17 protein-coding genes are annotated in these 15,713 nt (G+C 39.5%); 3 read left to right on the top strand and 14 right to left on the bottom strand.

Going from position 1 to position 15,713, the window contains the following annotated elements; genetic code table 11:
- Positions 1 to 51: 51 nt before the first annotated feature.
- The 10 genes from HY841_11805 to HY841_11760 all read right to left on the bottom strand — a co-directional run bounded on the left by HY841_11805 (position 52) and on the right by HY841_11760 (position 10,710).
- Positions 52 to 1,152 (bottom strand): tRNA dimethylallyltransferase, encoded by a 1,101-nt coding sequence (locus HY841_11805; protein ID MBI4931442.1) that lies wholly within the window; start codon positions 1,150 to 1,152, stop codon positions 52 to 54.
- 169 nt (positions 1,153 to 1,321) lie between these two features.
- Entirely contained in the window at positions 1,322 to 1,981 is a 660-nt protein-coding gene (locus tag HY841_11800) for a hypothetical protein (protein ID MBI4931441.1), read from the bottom strand.
- Positions 1,982 to 2,152: 171 nt separating this feature from the next.
- Positions 2,153 to 3,559 carry an HD domain-containing protein gene (locus HY841_11795; protein ID MBI4931440.1) on the bottom strand — a complete coding sequence of 469 codons (1,407 nt, stop codon included), beginning with the start codon at positions 3,557 to 3,559 and terminating at the stop codon, positions 2,153 to 2,155.
- 39 nt (positions 3,560 to 3,598) lie between these two features.
- A complete protein-coding gene (locus tag HY841_11790) occupies positions 3,599 to 3,976 on the bottom strand; it encodes a four helix bundle protein (protein MBI4931439.1) in 378 nt (125 codons plus the stop codon).
- Positions 3,977 to 4,036: 60 nt separating this feature from the next.
- Positions 4,037 to 4,684 carry a Sua5/YciO/YrdC/YwlC family protein gene (locus tag HY841_11785; GenBank protein ID MBI4931438.1) on the bottom strand — a complete coding sequence of 216 codons (648 nt, stop codon included), beginning with the start codon at positions 4,682 to 4,684 and terminating at the stop codon, positions 4,037 to 4,039.
- Entirely contained in the window at positions 4,685 to 5,797 is a 1,113-nt protein-coding gene (locus HY841_11780; GenBank protein MBI4931437.1) for a glycosyltransferase family 4 protein, read from the bottom strand.
- Between the two features lie 45 nt (positions 5,798 to 5,842).
- Positions 5,843 to 6,982, bottom strand: a complete 1,140-nt coding sequence (locus HY841_11775; protein ID MBI4931436.1) for a peptidoglycan DD-metalloendopeptidase family protein — start codon at positions 6,980 to 6,982, stop codon at positions 5,843 to 5,845.
- 105 nt (positions 6,983 to 7,087) lie between these two features.
- Complete coding sequence (locus HY841_11770; protein ID MBI4931435.1) at positions 7,088 to 8,956, bottom strand: T9SS type A sorting domain-containing protein; 1,869 nt, start codon at positions 8,954 to 8,956, stop codon at positions 7,088 to 7,090.
- A 76-nt stretch (positions 8,957 to 9,032) separates the two neighbouring features.
- A complete protein-coding gene (locus tag HY841_11765; GenBank protein MBI4931434.1) occupies positions 9,033 to 9,887 on the bottom strand; it encodes a hypothetical protein in 855 nt (284 codons plus the stop codon).
- Positions 9,888 to 9,942: 55 nt separating this feature from the next.
- Positions 9,943 to 10,710 carry a hypothetical protein gene (locus tag HY841_11760; GenBank protein ID MBI4931433.1) on the bottom strand — a complete coding sequence of 256 codons (768 nt, stop codon included), beginning with the start codon at positions 10,708 to 10,710 and terminating at the stop codon, positions 9,943 to 9,945.
- Between the two features lie 143 nt (positions 10,711 to 10,853).
- On the opposite strand from HY841_11760, the gene HY841_11755 reads away from it, so the two are divergent.
- Genes HY841_11755 through HY841_11745 form a run of 3 tightly spaced genes read left to right on the top strand, consistent with a single transcriptional unit; the run spans position 10,854 to position 12,160 of the window.
- A complete protein-coding gene (locus HY841_11755) occupies positions 10,854 to 11,015 on the top strand; it encodes a transposase (protein MBI4931432.1) in 162 nt (53 codons plus the stop codon).
- Between the two features lie 55 nt (positions 11,016 to 11,070).
- Positions 11,071 to 11,823 (top strand): IS1595 family transposase, encoded by a 753-nt coding sequence (locus HY841_11750; GenBank protein MBI4931431.1) that lies wholly within the window; start codon positions 11,071 to 11,073, stop codon positions 11,821 to 11,823.
- A complete protein-coding gene (locus tag HY841_11745) occupies positions 11,813 to 12,160 on the top strand; it encodes a hypothetical protein (protein MBI4931430.1) in 348 nt (115 codons plus the stop codon). The genes HY841_11750 and HY841_11745 overlap by 11 nt, the downstream gene beginning before the upstream one ends.
- Here the strand turns inward: HY841_11745 and HY841_11740 are convergent.
- From HY841_11740 to HY841_11725, 4 genes are read right to left on the bottom strand one after another with little or no spacing between them, the layout of a single operon-like run.
- Positions 12,120 to 12,530 (bottom strand): hypothetical protein, encoded by a 411-nt coding sequence (locus HY841_11740; GenBank protein ID MBI4931429.1) that lies wholly within the window; start codon positions 12,528 to 12,530, stop codon positions 12,120 to 12,122. The genes HY841_11745 and HY841_11740 overlap by 41 nt on opposite strands.
- Entirely contained in the window at positions 12,521 to 13,021 is a 501-nt protein-coding gene (locus HY841_11735; GenBank protein ID MBI4931428.1) for a SpoIIE family protein phosphatase, read from the bottom strand. Before HY841_11735 ends, HY841_11740 begins: the two co-directional genes overlap by 10 nt.
- Complete coding sequence (locus tag HY841_11730; GenBank protein MBI4931427.1) at positions 12,972 to 13,856, bottom strand: hypothetical protein; 885 nt, start codon at positions 13,854 to 13,856, stop codon at positions 12,972 to 12,974. Before HY841_11730 ends, HY841_11735 begins: the two co-directional genes overlap by 50 nt.
- Positions 13,857 to 13,872: 16 nt before the next feature.
- Positions 13,873 to 15,564 carry a tetratricopeptide repeat protein gene (locus tag HY841_11725; protein MBI4931426.1) on the bottom strand — a complete coding sequence of 564 codons (1,692 nt, stop codon included), beginning with the start codon at positions 15,562 to 15,564 and terminating at the stop codon, positions 13,873 to 13,875.
- Positions 15,565 to 15,713: the final 149 nt, after the last annotated feature.

The raw sequence follows: 15,713 nt of genomic DNA, 5'->3' as shown, positions 1-15,713 counted from the left end.
CCCTCCATGAGGGGGACAAACAACATCTTGTGAATGGACTTTCTCTCCTTCTTACTTCTTGCTTTCTAACTCCTTTTTCACAAACTCAATCACCGCTTTGCTGTCGTGAGGAGAGAACCATTTTATCTCTTTGTCTTTTCTGAACCAGGTCATTTGCCGTTTGGCATAGTTGCGCGTGTTTTGCTTGATGAGTTCTACCGTTCGGGAGAGGTCTTGCTTGCCTTCAAAAAAATCAAACACTTCTTTGTATCCCACCGTGTGCAGCGAGTTGCGGTGGCGGTGCGCTTTAAGTTTTTTTACTTCTTCAACCAATCCATCGCTCATCATTTTATCAACGCGCGCGTTTATGCGTGCATAAAGTTCTTCGCGCCCGAGTTCAAGTCCGATTTTTATTGGGGTAAACAAAGCCCCCTCCCTGACGCTTCGGTCAGGGCTGATAGAATCGTCAGCCCGACCTCCCCCATTAGGGGAGGAATCCTTCTTTCTGAATTCGGAATACGGTTTTCCTGTTATCAGGCAAACTTCTATCGCCCGAATGAGGCGGTGGGGGTTTTTAATATCCACTTTACGATAATGCTCGGGGTCTAATCTTTTTAATTGTTGCTGCAGTTCTTCAATTCCGTATTCTTTATATAATGCGGTAAGGTTTGCTCTCAGTTCTTTGTCGGCTTGCGGCACCGGGTCAAAACCATTGAGCACCGCATTAATGTATAAGCCGGAACCGCCAACCATCACAGCCACCCCCTCCTGAATCCTCTGCCCCCTCCTGAATCCTTTGCCCCCTCCCCCGATGCTCCGATTGGGGCAAGCTGACCTCCCCCATTGGGGGAGGACTTGTATTACTTTCTCCCTCCCTAATGGGGAGGGATGGGGTGGGGCTAATATTTTTTCAAGCACCTGCAGTGCATCGCGCTCAAACATTCCCACATTATAATCATCTGTTACGGAAAGGGAGTTTATGAAATGATGCTTTACCTGTTTGAGTTCTTCGGCAGAAGGTTTTGCGGTGCCTATGTTCATCTCGCGGAAGAACTGGCGGGAGTCGGCAGAAATAATTTCTGTGCCAAGCGCTTTGGCAACTTCAATGGCAAGAGCGGTTTTTCCAACTGCGGTGGGTCCGAGGATAACGATTAATTTTTTTTCGGATTGCATTAGCGGGAAAAGTTAAATAAGTTAAAGGGTTGATTAGGTTAAATGGTTAACTAGTTGATTAAGTTAAATGGTTAATTATAGCTGTTACTCAATCAACTTAATTAACCTAATCAACCCAATCAACCCAATCAACCTAATTAACTCAATTAACTAAGTCAACTCAATTAACTTATTCAACATCCTCCTCCTCAAATCCTTCCGAACTTTCTCCTTCTTCCTCTTCTTCTTCAGCGCCTTCTTCTTTTTCTTCGCCTGTATCCACCTCTTTGTCATCCAGCGGAAGCAATCCTTCCACTTCGTCATCATCCGAAATTTTTTCTTCTCCCGGTTCCACAATTATTTCTTTTTCATCTTTCAGGTTTAGTATAGCATCATCGTCATCTTCTACCGGGGGCGGAGGCAGGTTGGTTGCTTTGTATTGCTTTGGCGAAGTGCCAGCGCTTTTCACGCAGAGAGGATACTCTTTCTTTTCGTCAGGAATTATTTTCAAGAGTTCAACGGTGAACGTCCATTCTTTTTCAGGATCGAAAACATAAATAAACTTTTGATGCGGGTGGTTTACGTGATCGGAAATTATTTTTTTGGAGGGCGGCTCTTCTTTTTTATCTCTTCTTTTTTTTTCTTCCCCGCTTGTGTTTATGGAAATGATTTCTTCTTCTCTTCTCCAGTAATCATCGCTCATATGAAAGGTTGCCTGCTTTGAATTATCAAACGCTATTGCCTGCTGAATGGCGGTGTGCAATTCCATGAACGACTGAGAAGATTTTATCTCAATGTCGCGGAACACATCTTCGTGGTCTTCGTAAGTTATTCGGAAGCGGTATATCATATCTGCAAAGAGTGAATGAGAGGATTACTGAATTGCTTCATCAATACAAAAATATAAATACTATTCATAGTGAGAAGGTGAGAAAGTTAGCTCCGAAGGTCCGAAGGACTCCTTCGGAGAGTCCCTTCGGGAAAAGTTAATACGCTCTCACACTCTCACCTTCTCACTCCCTCACTTTCTCCCTAATCCCAGTTCCTTGCCTTTCTGAATCATGTATTCAAATGCTTTTTCATATTCGTTGGGAATGACTCCGTCAAGAATGGCTTCGCGCACCGCGTCTTTGATGATGCCGATGGTCTTTGAGGGAGGTAGATTAAAAGTTTTCATCACAATTTCTCCTGTGATGGGTGGCTGCCAGTTGCGCATCTTGTCTTTTTCTTCCACTTCTTTTAATTTCACGCGCACAATTTCAAAGTTGCGCATATACTTTTTCACCTTCTCCGGATTTTTGGAAGTGATGTCGGCATCACAAAGCATCATCAGGTCGTCAATGTCATCGCCCGCTTCAAACAATAATCTTCGCACGGCTGAATCGCTGACTTCATTCTTGGCGAGTACGATAGGGCGGAGGTGAAGCAGAACAAGTTTCTGCACGTACTTCATTTTTTCATTGAGCGGAAGTTTTAACTCGGCAAATATTTTAGGAACCATGCGCGAGCCCCTGTCTTCGTGCCCGTGAAAGGTCCATCCGTGCCCTTCTTCAAATCGTTTTGTCTGCGGCTTGGCAATGTCGTGCAGCACGGCAGCCCATCTCAGCCATAGATCATTTGTGTTTTTTGAAATATTGTCGAGCACTTCCAGCGTGTGGTAGAAATTATCCTTGTGCCCTTTGCCATCGGCATATTCCACGCCTTGCAGGAGAACCAACTGCGGAAATATCAGATTGAGCAATCCGGTGTCGAACAGAAGTTTGAATCCGACTGATGGTTTTGGCGAAAGAATTATTTTGTTCAGCTCATCGGCAATTCTTTCTTTGGAAATTATTTTTATCCGCTCTTTGTTCTTTGATATGGATTCGAAAGATTTTTTTTCAATGGTGAATCCTAACTGTGAAGCAAACCGGATGGCGCGCATCATTCTCAAAGGGTCATCGGAGTAAGTGATGTCAGGATTCAATGGCGTGCGTATGATTCCCGAGTTCAGGTCTTTTATTCCCCCGAATGGGTCCAGCAGTTCTCCGTAATTTTTTTTGCCGAGAGAAATTGCCAGCGCATTGATGGTGAAGTCGCGCCTGTTCTGGTCATCTGCCAAAGTGCCGTCTTCCACCACGGGCTTACGGGAGTTTCTGTCATACGATTCTTTTCTTGCTCCTACAAATTCTATTACATAATCCTCATAAGTAATCTGCGCTGTGCCGAAGTTCTTGTAAATAGTTACGTGATAATTATCTCCCAGCTTTTTTGCCACTCGCTCTGCCAGATCAATTCCGCTGCCGATGCAGACAAAATCAATGTCCTTGCAGTCTCGCTTCAATAATAAATCGCGCACCCAGCCGCCAAAGACATATGCATCCGCATTCATCTCCGATGCGCAGTCGGAAACAATTTTGAAGATGGGATGGGATAATTTATCTTTCACAGGTAGTAAGAAGGTGAGAGAGTTAGAGTGTGAGAAAGTTCAGTACGTACATAAACATTTTAGCTTTTTAAGAAGCCCGTTATTGAGTGCTGAGAGTTCGTTTATCTTTTCCATGATTGTATCATTTTCTTTTTGCGTGATGAACTCAAGTTGTAACAACAGTTCGCAGATGGTGTCTGCTTCTGCAATCGAGCCGTTGGTAATTCCAAGAAATTGCATGAATTCTTTCTGGTGATTTCTTCCTGCTCCTTCGGCAATATTAAGAGAAATTGAAACTGCGCATCTCCTGAGTTGAGAGGTGATTCCGTATTTTTCAGTTGATGGGAATTTTTCTGAAAGTTTATAAACGTAAACACAAAAGGCGATACTTTTCTGCCATAAAATTAATCTCCTATGTGGTTTTTGTGATGTAGTCATGACATGTACATTGAATTGTTTTCTTATTTATGTATTTGTCTTTCCTGCTTTCTAACCTTCTTACTTTCTCACTATCAAGAATTCTCCGTTCATCTTTAACTTAATAATGGAAGAAGGTTTTGATTTTGAAAAATCATCTTGTCTCCAGTTTGCAATATAATCTATTTTGCTTTTTATCCCTTCTGAAATCTCATCATAGTTCTGCGGAGCTTCGGTGCCGCTTATGTTTGCTGAAGTTGATACAAGCGGCTTTCCAAACTTATGTATTAATCGCTGGCAGAAATCATCTTTCACAATTCTTACACCAATGCTTCCGTCTTCCGCCAGAATATTTTTTGCAAATCCTCTTCCTGAATCATAAATGATTGTGAGCGGAGTGTCGCTTACTTCAATTAAATCCCATGCCTGTGCGGGAACATCTTTTACAAATCGGTTCAGCATTCCTTCATCGCTTACTAAAACAACAAATGATTTGCCCCCCGTTCTTGCCCCCCGCTCTAAAGGGAGCCCGGACAAATTGTTTTCATTCATCTGTATTTCTCCTTTCAGGGCAGGGGCTTCTTCTTTCCTTTCCTTTATTGCTATAACTTTTTCCACTGCTTTTTCATTCGTGGCATCGCAGCCGATTCCCCAGATGGTATCGGTAGGGTAGAGGATGGTTCCGCCTGTCCGGAGAACGTCAATTGCCTTTTTTATTTCTTCGTCCATCTATTCAGAATATAGCTTCATCATTTGCGATGCAATAGTTTCCGGAAGAAAGTTCTTTGCATGTTCAAATCCTTTTTCACTCATTTCTTTTCTTTTACCTGGAGAGGATAAAAGATGGGTGATTTCATGTGCGAGCTGCTCTGTGTTCATAGGGTCAATATAAACCGAATCACTTCCTCCTGTTTCTGTAAAGCAACCGCCTTTTGTCGTGATGACCGGAGTTTTGCGGGTGAGCGCTTCAATAACCGGTATTCCGAATCCTTCAAAGAGCGATGGATAAATAAAAATTTCTGCTCCACTGTAAATGGCAGGCAAATCTTCGGTTGGAACATTCGCAAGGAATAAAATTCTTTTTTCTATTTTTTCTTTTGCTATAAACTCCTGCACCTTTTTGAAATACGTTTTCTTTTTTCCAACCACCACCAGCGGAATGTCTTTTATATTTTTTATCGCTTTAACAATTGTCAGAAGATTTTTTCTTTCTTCAATGGTTCCTACATTCAGGAGATACTTTGCAGGGAGACCGTATTTGGTTTTTACTTTATTGATTTCTTCTGTTCTGTATTCTGTGTGAAATAGATCATCGCAGCTCTGGTAAACTACTTTTATCTTTTTGGAATCAACCGAGTAAAATTCCTGTATGTCATTCTTTGTCTGTTCGCTTATCGCAACTATCACATCGGCTAATTTGCAAGCAGACATACACTTCTTGTTGTACATCTTTCTGTCAATGAACGGATAAAGTTTAGGATGACGCAGGAAAATCAAATCATGAATAGTGACAATCTTCTTTCCTTTGAACTTCTGAATGTTGAACGGAAGCTCATTGCTTAATCCGTGATAGACATCAATATTGCCCAGCAGCTTTGTAATTCCATAAGAACGCCATCTTGAATTCAGCTTTGTATCAACAATTCCTTTTGGCTGGATGATAGATACATTCTTCTTTCCGGAAATAAATTCACTGAATGTTGATTTGTTTTTCTTTGTTGTGAAGAGGGTGTAATGGTTCGCAGAAAAATTCTGCACAAGCGATGTAATCACTGTTCGCGAATAGTTTCCCAGCCCGCTGGAATTCAGAAAAGCGCGCTTGGCATCAAATCCAATATTCATTGTTGAAAGGGTTCAAAAATAAAACGTGAAGATAAGTAGAATCTGCTATTTGGAAGAAGCTGATTCAGCGCATTCAATTTCCCTTACATGAAGAACCTGTCCCTGCTTCAATCTTACATATTGCTTGGGTGCTATGGCATTCAGCTCGCGTAGTTTTTTTGTAGTGGTAGCGTAATGTGTTGCAATCTCAGCGAAGGTTTCTCCTTTTTCCACAGTATGAAATTCTGTATCGGGATGAAAAGCGGCAAGCAATCCGCTCTTATTCTTTTTCAGAATAACTGTATTGAAAAGTAAGTTCCCGTAGTCGAAGGAAATAAAATACTGCGGGTCAACAGGCGCACCCATGAAGCGGACTTCAAAGTGAAGGTGTGGTCCTGTAGAATGACCGGTGCTTCCGGCAAGCCCGATTAAATCTCCTGCCGAAACTACATCGCCATCTTTCACTTTTATTTTCCATAGATGCGCGTAAACAGTTTCGAGTCCGTTGTAGTGACGAACAATCACTACGTTTCCGTAGCCACCCTGCTTTTTAGCGAAGCGCACCATTCCGTCAAAAGCAGAAGTAATAGTGTCTCCTTTTCTCATCTGGATATCTATTCCTTTGTGGTAGCGGTTGTGTCTCCATCCGAAAGTTGAAGACACAGGTCCCCATGAAGGCATGTTGAAGCACCCGAACTCTGTGTTTTCAAGTTCAAGTGTATAAGTAGCATCTAAAGTAAATTCATCTTTAAAAAGTGTGGAAAGGTCTTCATCCCATTCATTGTAATAATTTGAAGCGGGGTGAAGGAACATCATGTCAGGATCAGAAAAGGGGGCAACAGAATCAGGAAGAAGTTTTTCAATGTGCAGTCCTGATGGCTGAGAGCAGGTTTCATCCACGTCTGATTCAAATCTGTTTATCTTGCTCAGGTTTCTTTTTGCTGTTTCCATCATCACTTCGCTCCATAGGTCAGACGGCATATAAGTTGCCTCAAACATGTGGTCGATGAGAAGCATCAACTGTTCATCGCTCATTTTTTCAATCAAAGGAGAAGTGGATTCTTCATGTTTGTGCCTGAACAAGGGTTTTCGAGAAGTGGCGGACAAACTGTCTCCTGAGGTCTTTTTCCCTTTAGGAGAAAAACAATAACCTGCATGAGGCATCACGCAACTAAATACAAATGCTATTGACAAAAATAATTTCATAACAAATGAATGTGCGAATGAACTAAAAATAAATCAAATAAAAAAGCCGTTCTTACTATTATTAAGAACGGCTTTATGTGAAAAATAATGCGTCAGAAAGGAGAATTATTTGCTAACAATCATTTTTCTTGTGATTTGGTTGTCACCGGCTTTTACTGTGTAGAAGTAGATTCCAGAAGAAAGTTTAGCCGTGTTCAACTTAATAGTGTGCATACCTGCTGACTGGCTTCCGAAGTTAATCCCATCAACTTCTTGTCCCATGATGTTTCTTACAGTAAATGCAACATCGCTGCCAGAAGACAGAGTAAAGTTGATGTTTGTGTAAGTAGCAGAAGGATTAGGATAATTCTGAGAAACAGAGAAAACATTTTCATTCAGGTTGCTTGTTCCAACTGTATTAGAACCCTGAATGTTCACTTTGATCATCAAATCTTCAGCCGAGTTGTTTCTGAAAGCAGCCCAGTTTCCGCCAATGATTTCATAGTTGCGGTTTGAAAGCGGTAATGATGGGTCAGTGCCAATGTTGCTGAGAGAGTCTCCGTTCTCCAGCCAGCTTACATATATTCCACCTGAAGTGACAGTAAGAGGTGCAACGAGCGTTTTTACATTCCACTGATTGATGATGGTTGCTGTTGCTGAAATCGAATCATTAAAAAGGAGTGTTCCGGCTGAGTTGTTTACTCCATCATCATCATTGATTTGAGTAAGGTGGTAATCTGCTGCGTTAGTTCCGGTATTAACAGGAAAGTATTCTACTGAAACAACTGTTGCAGGATAGAAAGGCGGCTCAACATAAATGCCCTGTCCGCCATTGCCGCCCCATCCGTTTCCGGTAGTGGCTGTAGTGGCAGTAACATATGATAACCCTACAGTTGCCAATGTAGTATCAACTACTACCATTTCAACATCTGTAATGTCATTACCCGGATTCATATCGGCAGGCGTAGCGTTAGATGTTGTTGTGCGGTAAATGTAGGTTCCAAAAGTGTTTGAAGTGTAGGGTGTTCCGTAAGTAATCACTGTATCAGCTCCTGCCAGAAGAGAAGAAACAGATGCACTGCTGGTCCAAACCTGAGATAAGCTGATATCAAACAACTGCCCCATAACGCCTATGCCGCCTATAGTACTATTGCCGGCATTTCCAATATCAGTAGTCATATTGAGTGGTGCCGCATAGGGACCCGATACAAAAAATCCTCCATTGGCAGTATTTTGATTCCAGTTAGGAGTTGCATCATACACCTGGTAAGTAACAGGGTTAGGATAGTAAAACTTAACTGCTGTGAGCGCTGTAGGAAATGTTAAACTTGGCAATACCTGAAGCCCAATAGTGCCTGTTGAATTGCTGATGCCTGTTGCGCTGCCTTCAGAAGCTGTATAAGCAGGAGTTCCTGCAGTTGCCACTTTGTATTGAAACGTGATTGAACTGTCAGCACCGCTTAAGATAACCTGAAAGGTATACCTTCCGGCAAAACCGTTGGCAGTGTTCACCCAGTAAGGAACTGAATCGTATTGAACAATCATGGTGTCAACGTTATTTGACCAATACCATGCGCTGGTGCCGGGAACCGGCTGAGAATTTGTTTTAGTAAAAGTTAAGTCAGCCAGCAGGGGGCAAATGGTATTTTTTGCCGCTCCGGAGTTAGGTAGCGTAGGAAACGGAGCCGCAATGTTTGCAGGTGCACCGGGAAAACCAATCCATCCGTTTGAACCCACTGTTATTTTGTTGTAATCTGTCCAGTAAAAGTGAAAGGGCCAGTTAAGTTGAATGTTGGCAACTACGTTATCATCGCCAAGACCTGTGATTTGGGTTCCGGTTGCTTTGATGTCGTTCCACAAATAAGCTGGACCGGCAACATCAGCGCTGTTTTTCCAAACGTAGCCATACGCATCGGGGCCACCAGAAGTCTGAGCAAATAGTGTGCTGCCGAAAAAGAGAGCAAATGAAATTGCTGAAAGTACTTTTGTTTTCATGAAAGTTGATTTTGGTTTAAGTGGTTTAAAAATTTGAGGCGCAAAGATATATAATATGAATTAACAGACAAATTTTTTATTCCACCACAATAACAAGGTATTTTGAAGCGCTCCAGAATTCTTCTGAACTGGTGATAATTAATTTTTCCACTTTTCCGTCTTGCCCGTCAAATTTATATGACCCGCTTGGATGGTTGGTGATAAGTTTTGCTTTTTTGCAGGCAAGTGGAATAGAGGTTGTTTCAGTAGCATCAATTTGAGTGAAATAACTTTTATTGAAATCGTCTTTAAGTTTTTCTGCTTTACCTATGCCGATGAAACCGCCTTCTTTCGTGAGCACACCTTGCTTGATTAATTCTTTTGAAGTTCCGAAAGCATAAAACGCTTTGTTGAGCTTATCTGTTTTCTCTTCCAGCATTTGCTGTGCCGCTTCATAGTTCATCGCAACTTCCGAAAGCTCAATGTTCAGCTTTTCCAGCTGGCTTTTCAGTTCTGAAATCTCCACATCTTTTTCTGCAATCTGGTTATTTAATCGCTCAATCATCTGCTCGAACTCGGCAATTTTCAGATTCGCCTTTTTTAATTTCTTATTCATAGAGCCAAGCTTCTGCTTGTTCTTCACCATCAGATCATAAATAGATTGTATGTCGCCAATGATTTTGTCTTTCTGATTCTGGTCAAGTTCGCCTGACTGGCTGGAAGTAGTGAGGAGTTTCTCCTTGTCCTTAATCACATCCAGATTATCCTGAATTTCGTTGAAAGCGCGGATGAACCCGAAGATGGCAGAATCTTTTGCCACCACTTGCCCGCTCAGATTTTGATTCACGTTTTTCAGACTGTCTTCGCGTGCTTTTTCAGCGTCTTCTTTTCCATTTCCGCAGGAAAAGAAAAAAGGAGCAGCAACAATCAGCAGGAGAAATAATTTTTTCATAGTTTGAAAATTTATTTGCGAAGATATAAGAAATTCATTTGCCTCCTTCTGAAACCTATTGCTTCTCTTTCTTTTTTTTCTTCTTCTCTTTTTTAGGTTTCAGGGGCTCTTCATGAAAGTAATAACGAAAATCAAACGTGAGATAATTTCCTCCCAGTTTCATTCTTGCTATTTCCTGATTAGGAGTATAGTTGATGGAAGAAACGTAAAAGTAGGAGAGAGGCAAATGATACGAAGCTCCAATATAAAAGTATCCGCTTTTCTCCGTGCGGTATTCATAGCCAAGATTTGCGAGAGCGGAGCCTTGAAAAAGAGAGTGTCGTTTGGCGTTATGTTTAAAGTAGGTGTCTTTAGTAGTAATATTTGAAGGATACATATCCCACGACAATCCCATAGATGTATTGATGAATCCTTTTTTTGATGCCTGTAAAAATATCAAAAGCTGAACAGGGATTTCGTAGCCTATGATGGTGAAATCGGATTTGCCGGTGAAAGATGTATCGGTAATGCTGAGACCGAAATTCCGTTTCACATAATTTATTCCTGTTTCCATTGATAATCTTTTCGTAAATCCTCTTCTCAAAACCATTCCTGCACAATAGCCGAACTTCTGAGAAATGGAAAAATCAATTCCGTTCTGCGAAACAGTTTTTATTCCGGTGCTGAAAAATGCACTGGAGAAAATTGGTTTGTATTGAAATCCTGCCGTAAAAATGTTTGTTTGAGAGTAGCAAGTAGCAAGCAGCAAGTAGGGAATAAAAGCCAGAAAGAAAATGCAACGGACAGCGGTCAACGGGCAACTGACGAAAGAAATTCTTTTCATACTCTGATTCCTATTATTAATATATCATCCACCTGCTCAAGATTTCCTCTCCATGTTTCAATAGTTTTATCAAGAATTATTTTTTGCACATATCCCTAAGATTATTTTAATAAATTAGAAAAACAAAATATTTCTCTATAAAGATGGCAACAAATATACTTCAAATCACCAAACAGTTTAACACACAGAGGAAATGTGTGTCTTACCTGCGAAAAATACGATGGGGAAAAACTGTAAAGTGTCCTTTTTGCGAAAGTAAAAAGGTAAGAGTCGTAGATTCAGAACGGGGGGCGATACTTTTGTAAAACCTGTAAAGAGCAGTTTTCTGTTTTCACAGACACTATTTTTGAAGGAACGCTCATGCCATTGCCTGAATGGTTCGCCACCATTGCGTTGGTTTTAAATGCCAAAAGTGGAATGGCAGCCAAAGAAGTTCAGCGCAATATCGGAATGACCTATAAGACCGCTTTCTATACCTGTATGCGCGTGCGCGTGGGTATGCTGATGCCCGCGACCAAACTACACGGAATAATTGAAATGGATGAAGCATATTTCGGAGGAAAGGCACGAAAAAGAAAAAACATTGCCGACAGCCAGCCCAGCATATCGGACAAGGGAATAAAATTAAAGCGCGGACGAGGAACAAATCGCGTTTCGGTGGCTGCAATGGTACAAAGGAAAGGAAATGTGAAAAGCAAGGTGATTGAAAAACTTACCAAAAGAAATCTTTTAGCCATGCTGAAACATTATGCGAGCAATGAAAATTCAATACTCGTAACCGATGGCTTTAAGTCATACAAGGCGTTGGAGGACTACATTGAAAGATTGGTAATAATTCACAAAAAACAATTCAGCAAAGGAATAGTTCACATCAATACCATAGAGGGATTTTGGAGTTATGTAAAGAATGGCATCAAGGGAAGTTACAAAGCCATCAGCAAAAAATATCTGCCGTTTTATCTGGTAGAGTATGAATGGAAATACAATCACAAAACTTTTCGGGGAAATGAGTTTGAATCGTTCCTAAAAAATGCGCTCCATCACCCGAAAGAATTATATCATTGGAAAGCAACATCAACGGAACAAGTAAAACAAGTAGCGTATGGAAAATAAAAAAAAGATAAAAATTTTACGCCCAAGTCGGGACATTTTAACAAAATGGAAAAAGGACATTGATTACAGAGTTAATATGGATTTTGACAATGAGGAATTATTGATTTCTTACTATTGGAATGTAGGGTATTTAATGAGAATGGGCTTGGAGTATTATATACAATCCTACCTTGACAAGAAAGGAAATTTGCGTTCATTTTTAAATACTACGGAAAGGGAATTTTTAATCATGGGAATTGAAATAATAAAGAAAGGGAAAATTAATAAACTATTGAATGGAATATTTAAAAGAAGGACTATGAAACAGGGAAAAATTCAGGATGGTCATAATATATAACATCATGCAAAAAAGAACAATCATAACTAACTACCTTCAAATAATCTCGCCCGATATAATTCTTTTTATAGTGAGTATTGTCTCTGGGATTATTGATACATACCATCAAAGATTCTGTATCTCTAATAATGTTTTCAGTAATTCTTCCGAGAGAGCAATCTTTAATGTATCCAAGCCAAATAACAAGTTTATCAGCAGGATAATCCAATTTGCGAATAGTGTTTTTTACTTCCTTATCCACTGGTTGATACCAAGCAATACCAATATAAAGCAACGTATTACTTTTTGTAAAAGCATAGAAAAAGGTGTCTTTAAATTCAGAAAGTTCTTTAATATTAGTTTTCTCCCATTCCAAATAAATTATATCCATACTGTATTTTTTGGAGAATAAAGATAATAAAAAAATAATCTTAGGGATATGTGCATTATTTTTTGTTCATCCATTCTTTTTTCAGAAGTATTCAAAAGTAATTGCTGAAAGTTCTTGTATTTTAATTTTTTCCCTTTTTCTCCTCCAAACTGGTCGGCATAGCCATCCGTGAAGGAATAAACCAAGTCGCCTTTTTGCAGTTGAACTTTCTGCAACGTAAACGGTTTGTTTTCTCCCTGCATCCCAATTGGAAATTTATCGGGTTTGAATTCAAGCCATTGATTGTTGCGTAAAATCCACAAAGGATTGTTGGCGCAGGCAAATTCAAGTTTCCCTCCGTCTGGTGATGGATCAAAACTGCAAAGCACCGCATCCATTCCATCTTTTCCTTCTTCGTTGCCTTCAGGGTTTAACGCTTTGATGATTTGTTCCCGCAGGGAATTAAAAATCAAATCGGGCTGAGCAATATTTTTTTTCTTTCGTGATTTCATTGAGAAAAGAAATTCCGAGCAGACTCATGAAAGCGCCCGGCACACCATGCCCTGTGCAATCGCAGGTAGCAATTAAAAATTTATCACCGCATTTCTGAGCCCAGTAAAAATCTCCGCTCACAATATCTTTTGGCTTGTACAAAATAAAATGTTCAGGAAGATTTTTATTGAGAAGAGAATCGGATGCCATCAGCGCTTTTTGTATTCTCTTTGCGTAAGTAATTGAATCGGTTATGTCTTTATTTTTTTCTTCCAGTAATTTTTTCTGCAGGTTTATTTTTTCATTAAACTCGAGGTTTTCTACTTTAAAAAGTTTTATTCCCAGAAAAATCAACAGTCCGGCAAATAAAAGATTGGTCAATCCGAAAACCCCTCCTGTAGCAGAAACATCATAGAATGGCGTGAAGTACTTGTAAATAAATGTGGATGCTGTCAGCAGAATCATAGATAGAATAAAATAAAACAATGCTGTTTTTTTGCTGTCAAACACTATCATTGCCGCCATAGGCATGAATAAAAAATAGAGATGCGCCTGATTTGTTTCACCAAGGACGATTGCGAAACTAAATATGAACATCATTCCGTTGATGATACCGAAGTGATAAGAAAAAATGTATTTGCGAAGATGAGTTATCCATAAGTTAAAAGCAAAAAATAATACTTCCAGCAAAGAAAGAAATGAAATAAGATAAAGTTCCTGTATGATTCCTAATACAGAATAAAAAATGAGAATGGATGAAACAACAAGACAGGAAATGTTGAAAATCCTGATTTTGCTTTGTTCCTTGAAATTTAGTTCAGGATAAATGCCTGTATTGATAATCCGTTTAAACATATTCTTACTTAAAATATTATGTGTTTGCAGCAGATTTCATTTCTATAAAATACATATCCACTTCTCCAATGTTTTTTGCTGGAATTTTTCCTCTGTGCTTCACTTCCCATCCCTTTTCCACAAGCACTGGGGAGATAAACTGGTATGTGTTTCCCGATATATTTATTTTCCCGGATTCACCTGATTGCTCCATTCTTGCAGCTATATTCACGGTATCTCCCCATATATCATAAGCGAATTTTTTATTACCCACCACTCCTGCAGTGACAGGTCCAGTATGAATGCCGATTCTCAATTGCCACTTTCCGTTTTGACTGGTCATCCAGTTTTGCATTTCTAAACTTGCGTTAACGATATTCTCAGCATGATTATTATTCGGAGTAGGAAGTCCGCTTGCACACATATAAGCATCTCCGATTGTTTTTATCTTTTCTATTTGATAGTTAGAAATGATTTCATCAAACTTTTTGAACAAAAAATCCAGCTCGCTTACTAATTCTTCAGCAGAAAGTTTTTCTGCAATGTTTGTAAATCCTTTAAAATCGGTGAACATCACGGTAACCTGCTCATAATGTTTTGCTTTTGCCTTTCCCGAAGTTTTGAGTTCACGTGCTGTTTCAATGGGCAAAATATTCAGCAGTAGTTTTTCGCTCTTTTTTCTCTCACGGAATATGAAGAAAGCAAACACTGCTGTAAATAGCAGTCCGAAAACTGTAAACCCTGTAATTAATTTCTGTTTCCGACTTTCTGCATTTGCTACTGCGTCTTTTTTATCCTGAACGGACTTTATGGACTGTTCTTTTTTTTCAAAATCATATTGCATTTGTTTCTTTACCGATGACTTGCGTGTTTCTTCATTACTAATACTATCTGCCATTTTCTTAAACAGCACTTGCATTTCAAACGCCTGTTTGAATTTGCTCTGCACTGAATAAATATTGCTCAGCTGATTGCTTGCATTGCGAATGCTCGCGGGGAAACCAATTTCTTTTGCTAATTGCAGAGAGCGGATAAAATATTTTTCTGCTTTGCTGTAATTTTTTTGTATAAAAAAAATACCACCAATGTTAATGAGTGTGTTTGCAATTCCTGCTTTATCATTTATTGTTTCCCGTATCGCTAAACTTTTTTGATAATATTCAAGCGCTTTACTAATGTCGCCCGCCTTATGATAAATTGTACCGATGTTACTTAATGCTCCCCCTATGCCGTTTTTATCTTTTAGTTCTTCGTGTAAGGATAAACTTTTTTGGAAACATTCAAGTGAATTTGGAACATCCCCCTTTTTATTATAGACAACTCCGATATTATTTAGTGATTGGGCGGTTCCTGCTTTGTCTTTTATTTCTTCACGTATTGTTAAGCTTTTATGAAAATATTCAAGCGCCATTGTAATGTCGCCCTGGTTATCGTACACATAGGCAATATTATTTAATGAATTGGCAATTCCGATTTTGCTTTCACGAACTGCAGTTGAATCGGTTTCTTGTACAGAAAGTTCTTCCTGAATTTTTAAACTTCTGTGGTAATATTCAAGTGCCTTTGGAATATCGCCAAGGTTCATGTAGGCATAACCAACATTGTTAGAGGCATCAGCGATTCCTTTTTTATAATTTAATTTTTCGGCAAGTTGCATAGACTGCGAAGCGTAGTTGAGAACATCTCGGTCATCATTAGATTCTTCGCTTAACTGATAAAGAATATTCACCTTGTCTGTATTCTCTCTTAGGGTTTTTAGTAAATTCTTTAAAGAATCAATTGGGTTTTTTTGTGCGTAAAATGGTAACAAGAGTGCAGTTGTCAGAAAGTAAAATAAAACAAGAATTATTTTTTTCAGGAATTCAGATTTTAAATTGC

Source organism: Bacteroidota bacterium (assembly GCA_016213405.1).
Lineage (GTDB): Bacteria > Bacteroidota > Bacteroidia > Palsa-948 > Palsa-948 > Palsa-948.
This window is presented reverse-complemented; position numbering and strand designations above follow the sequence as displayed.